Below are 5,404 nucleotides of genomic sequence, written 5' to 3'. Positions count from 1 at the left end.
GCCGACTGCCGGGCGGCGGCGCGGGCCGCGTCGGCCGGCTCCCGGGTCCGGGCCGGACGCGCCCGCAGCGACTCGCCGGCGCCCACCCGCACCACCCCGTCGGGACCCTCGACGACCGGCGACAGGCCGAGCTCGCGGAGCCGCTGCAGCAGTACGTCGATCGGCAGGCCGCAGACCACGACGGTCGGTGCGATCCGCTGCAGCCCGAGCGGCTCCGCGCGCGGGTGCCGCAGCAGCTCGGCGAGGGCCGCCTCGTCCTCGGACCGCACGAACGACGACGCCATGCCGACGCGCAGCCGGCCGAAGGTCCGGACGGCGTCGTCGATCAGGTAGCTCAGTGGCTGCGGGACCGGCGTGCGCGAGACGGCGCCCACGAACGCGTGCAGCTCGGCAGCCGTCCAGCCGGCGTCCAGGCCGCGCCGCACCGAGTCGGCGGTGAAGCGGTAGACCGTGGCGCCGCCCTGCGACTCCACCTCGGCGACCTGCTGGAGCCGACGGGCGAGGTCCGGCTCGAGCGGACCGGGCGCGACGGCGGTGAGGTCGGCCTGCAGCAGCACGTGGTCGACGGGAGGGGGCAGAAGCTCCGCCAGCGCCGCGGTCGGGTCCTCTCCCGCCGCCAGCAGACGGCCGTACGACGTCATCGCGTCGGCGCCCGTCACGCCGATGATCGCGGCCTCGGCGACGGCCCAGGCCACCAGGTCGGGGCGCGTCCGGGGCCGGCGCGGCCGCAGCCAGGCGATCCGCGCGACCAGGGACGGCAGGCCGGTGCCGGCCGCCAGCCCGTGTCCGTCGGGGAGGGCGGCGAGCTCGGCGAGCGCCATCGCCTTGGCCTCGGGCATCCCCGCCGCCGACAGCTCGGGGGAGAGGGCGTTCCACGGCTTCTGGTCGGGCCCGCGCTCGCCGACCAGCGAGGGCAGCCGGGGGCTGGCGAGCCAGGCGCGCGCCAGCGAGGTCCATCGCTCGGCGAGACCGTCGTCGCGCCAGGCGTCGAACAGGTCGGTGGGCACCCACACCGGGCTGCCCGCGGCGTCGGCCCGGCTGCCGAGCAGCCCCGCCTCCGCCGCGACCTCGACGACGAGCGCCGCCTCCGGCTCGGTGACCTGCAGGTGGGCGGCGGTGGCCCGCAGCTCGCGGACCCCCAGGCCGGTCGTGCGCAGCGCGGCCGCGGGACGCTCGCCCCACCACTCGAGCAGCGCCTCGACGCGCCGCACGAAGTCGGTGGCCGCGCCGACCGCGGCGCTCTGCACCAGCCGCGCCGGACGTGGCTCGGCGGCCACCTCGGGGACCCGGTCGATCGGCTCGGTCGTCGTCCGACCGCCGCGGAGCGCGAGCCCGACCTCGCCGGGTGCGACGAGGAGGCCGGGGTTCGCGGAGCCGCCGGGCACCAGCAGCCGGTGGGCGATGAGCGCCTCGGCCGGGGTCTCGGCGTCCTCCGGCTGCAACCCGATGCGGGCCGAGCCGGGCTTCGCCGTCCCGCCCTGGGCGACCACGTGCTCCAGCAGGGTGCGGGCCTTGGCGGGCAGCGCGTCGATCACCGCCCGGAGCTCGGGCAGCGGGCGTGCCTGCGGCGACCGCGGCCGCAACCCGCTCACGCCGAGCTCGGCCCCGCCGGTCAGCGCGTCCGCGACGCCGCTCAGCGGGCGGAGCCCCTCCGGGGAGTCCCACGCGAGGGCGAGGTCCCGCAGCCGCGCGATCACCGCGGCGACGTACTCCTCGGATGCGTGCACCATCGCGGTGAGCTCGGCGTCGGTGGTTTGGCCGGCGACCACGAGGGCATCTAGCACCGAGAGGTCGCCGCGGGTGAGGATGTCGAGCGCGCGGGCGATCGAGTTCCTGGCCGCGGCGCGCGACGCGAGCTGGCCGAAGTCGTGAGGGGCAGGGGTGGCAAGGTCGGGACGATCCGAGAGCAGGCGGTGGAGCCGCTCGTCCGGCCACGACCGGAGCTGGTCGGCCAGCGAACGGTACGTGCCCGCGCCCTCTCCCACGCGGGCAACGCTACAGAGGGCATGGGTCGGATGAGCCGCGCCATCCACGTGGAGCTGCACCACGGCGCCGCCACCGACGTCGGCCTGGTCCGCGAGGTCAACGAGGACGCCTACCTCGCCGACCCGCCGGTCTTCGTCGTCGCCGACGGCATGGGCGGCCACGACCGCGGCGACATCGCGAGCGGGCTCGTGATCGAGGAGTTCGCGCGCCTGGCGGCGGAGGGGTACGACGTCGAGCGCGGCGCCGAGCTCGTCGCCGGCGCGTTGCGTGCGGTCCAGGAGCGGATCCTCGCCTACGACACCGAGCAACGGGCGGCCGGCGCCCATCCGACGTTCTCCGCGGGCACCACCGCCGTGGTGGCGCTGCTGGTCGCGCAGGACGGGGAGCCGCGCTGGCTGCTGGCCAACGTCGGGGACTCCCGCGTCTACCGCTTCTCCGACGGCGTGCTCGAGCAGGTGAGCGTGGACCACAGCCTGGTCCAGGAGCTGGTCGACGCCGGCGAGATCAGCCCGAACGACGCCGCGGTGCACCCCAGTCGCAACGTGATCACCCGTGCCCTCGGAGGCTCGGCGCTGCCCGGCGCGGTGAGTGGCGAGGCCGACTTCTTCCTCCTGTCGCTGTCGTCGGCGGAGCGGCTGCTGCTCTGCTCCGACGGGGTGAGCGGGATGATCGACGACGCGCAGATCGCGGCCGTCCTCGCCCGCTGGGACGACCCGCGCGACGCCGCCGACCACCTGGTCGCCGAGGCGGTCGCCGCGGGTGGTCGTGACAACGCCACCGCGGTCGTCGTCGATGTGGTGGGATTGAGCCGCCAGCAGCCGTACGACTCCGACGCCCAGCGTGTGAGTCTGGAGCAGAAGTTGGGAGCCCTCCCATGAGCGAGATCGCCTCCGGTGCCACGAGCGCCTGGTCCTATCGGGCCGGCGCGTGGTTCGCGGTGTTCGGCAGCAAGGTCACCGTGCTGCTGCCCGAGTCGCAGAAGGACCAGGTCGTCTCGATCTGGGCGTTGATCGACGGCGGCGCCGGCTTCGACGAGGTGCTCGACGCGCTGCTCGCGTCGGGGCTGAGCCGGCTCCCCGGCTTCGTGCTGGTGAGCGACGACGACGGCCCGACCCGCGTGCTGCTCCGTGGCGAGGGCGTCACCGCGACGATCGCCGCGGCCGGCGACGACGTGACGCTCGAGGGTGCCGCCAGCCACACGTGGGTCGAGCGGAGCGTCGAGGACGTCACCTCGGTCAGGGTCACGGTGCCCGACGCGCCGGTGACCGAGGGGTCGTCCGCGGGTGCGGGCGACGGGTCGCCCACCGCGGCGGACCTGCCGATCCTCACCGGCCTGGTCCGGGTCTCGCGCGTCGACCGGCCCGCGGTCTCGCCGCCGGTCGCCCCCGGCGAGCCGACCAACGGCACGGCCGCCATGTCCGCGACGGCCGGGATGGGGGACGGGGCCGGTGTGCCCGGCGGGTCGTTCGGCGAGGACCGGCTGGTCGACCCGGTGGCCGCCGACGCGGTGATGCTCGAGCCCGGTGGCGACGGCGACGACGACGGCGACGGCCGGTCCGCCGAGGAGCCCGAGGACCGACCCGACGCCGCCGCCGGGCTCGCGACCGAGGCCGCCGAGGAGGCGACCACGGCCGAGGACGGCCCGGCGGCCGAGGACGACGACCAGGCGACGCAGGCCATGCCCTCGATCGGCGGTGACCCGCTGACCGACCCATTGCCGGAGCTCGTCGACGAGGCGACCGGGCAGCCGGCGGACGACCCCGCTGACGAGCCGGCGGACGAGCCCGCGGACGAGCCGGGTGCGGAGCCGCCCGCCGCAGAGCAACCGGCCGGCGACAGCTGGGTGACGCCGTGGGACGCTCCGCAGCCGGTCGCCGCGTCGAGCCCCGACGCCGAGCCGGACACGCCGGCGTTCCCCCCGCCCTCCTTCCCGCCGCCGGCCGGCGCGACCGAGATGGCACCTCCGGGGTGGGTGCCGCCGCCGCCCCCGGGCGACGCCGGTGCCGACGCCGGTGTCGACGACCCGCCGCCGCTGACGGTCGGGTCCTGGGAGCCCGTCGGCGGCAGCTATCCACCGCCTGCGCCGGGCGGGACCGATCAGGCCGATCAGGCCGACCACGACGGTCTCACCGTCGCCGGTGTCGACGAGCAGACGACGCCTCCGCAGCCGGGCATCCCGGGGCAGCCTCCCGCTCCCGCGGTGACGGCGCAGCCGGTCGCCAAGCTGATGATCTCCGACGGGCAGACGATCCTGGTCGACCGTGCGGTCCTGATCGGGCGGGCGCCGGAGGCGCGACGGTTCACCTCGACCGAGCAGCCCCTCCTGGTGACGGTGCCCAGCCGCCTGCACGAGATCTCCTCGACCCACGTCGAGGTCCGTCCCGGCACCGGTGCCGACCACGGGACCGCCGTGGTGACCGACATGGGCTCCACCAACGGCACCGTGCTCGTCCAGCCGGGCCTCGGGCCGGAGGACCTCAAGCCGGGCATCGCCGTGCAGCTGATCCCGGGTGCGACGATCAACCTGGGCGACGGGATCACCATCCAGGTCACCCGGCCCTGACGGGCCGCCGTCTCGGAAGCCGATCGCGATGCCGACCCCGCTGTACCCCCCGGTGCCGCAGGCCGCGTCGACCTCCACGTTCCCCGCGGCCGAGCTGGACCGGCGGTTCACCGCGTTCGCGATCGACCGCACGATCGCGTGGGGCGTGTCGGCCGGCAGCGGCTATGCCGTGTGGCGCCTGGTGGCGCCCGACCGGTTCTGGGTCGCGATGGTCACCTTCGCCGGCGTCGCCGTCCTGTGGGGGCTGGTGACGGCTGCGGTGCTGGGCACCACCGGGTCCACCCCCGGCAAGGCGGCGACCGGCCTGCGCGTCGTACGGCGCGGCGACGGCCGGCCGATCGGGTTCCCGGCCGCGGCGGGCCGCCTCCTCGTGCTGGGGCTGGCGGGCCTCCCGACGCTGGGGCTGGGCGTCGCCACGCTGGCGTGGACCGCGGCTGCCGACCCGGGCGGGCGGCGCCGGGGCCTGCACGACCGGATCGGCGACGCGGTGGTGGTCGACGTCCGCCCGACGCCGGTCGAGGAGGCCGCCGCCGACGACCGGCCGCAGCAGATCGTCAACCTGACCGCGATGCGCCTGCTGCCGAACCCGGCGGTCGAGGCGGAGCCGTCCCACGATCGGGCGGCCGCGGCCGTCCCGGGGCAGCAGCCGTCGGCCCCGCCTCCGTCGGCCCCGCCCCCGTCGGCCCTGCCCCCGTCGGCCCCGCCCCTGTCGGCCCCGCCCCCGTCGGCCCCGCCGCCCGGGCCGCCCCCGTCGACACCGTCGACACCGTCGACACCGATGCCCTCGGCCGCCATGCCGCCAGCAGCGCACGCACCAGCGCCCGCTCCGCCGCCGGCGCGCCCCCACGACGCACC

At 76.8% G+C, this 5,404-nt stretch carries 4 protein-coding genes; 3 read left to right on the top strand and 1 reads right to left on the bottom strand.

From position 1 onward, the window contains the following. Nucleotides 1-1,985 (bottom strand): helicase-associated domain-containing protein (locus ACPOLA_RS19080; protein ID WP_435772090.1); only part of this gene is annotated, 1,985 nt, incomplete at its 3' end. A gap of 30 nt (nucleotides 1,986-2,015) precedes the next feature. On the opposite strand from ACPOLA_RS19080, the gene ACPOLA_RS19075 reads away from it, so the two are divergent. The 3 genes from ACPOLA_RS19075 to ACPOLA_RS19065 form a co-directional block, all read left to right on the top strand. Beyond that, a complete protein-coding gene (locus ACPOLA_RS19075) occupies nucleotides 2,016-2,864 on the top strand; it encodes a PP2C family protein-serine/threonine phosphatase (protein WP_435772089.1) in 849 nt (282 codons plus the stop codon). After that, nucleotides 2,861-4,549, top strand: a complete 1,689-nt coding sequence (locus ACPOLA_RS19070) for a hypothetical protein (RefSeq protein WP_435772088.1) — start codon at nucleotides 2,861-2,863, stop codon at nucleotides 4,547-4,549. The genes ACPOLA_RS19075 and ACPOLA_RS19070 overlap by 4 nt, the downstream gene beginning before the upstream one ends. Before the next feature lie 28 nt (nucleotides 4,550-4,577). After that, nucleotides 4,578-5,404: RDD family protein (locus tag ACPOLA_RS19065; RefSeq protein WP_435772087.1), on the top strand; the 827-nt coding region annotated here is incomplete at its 3' end.

It is taken from the genome of Nocardioides proteolyticus (assembly GCF_051280635.3).
Classification (GTDB): domain Bacteria; phylum Actinomycetota; class Actinomycetes; order Propionibacteriales; family Nocardioidaceae; genus Nocardioides.
This window is presented reverse-complemented; position numbering and strand designations above follow the sequence as displayed.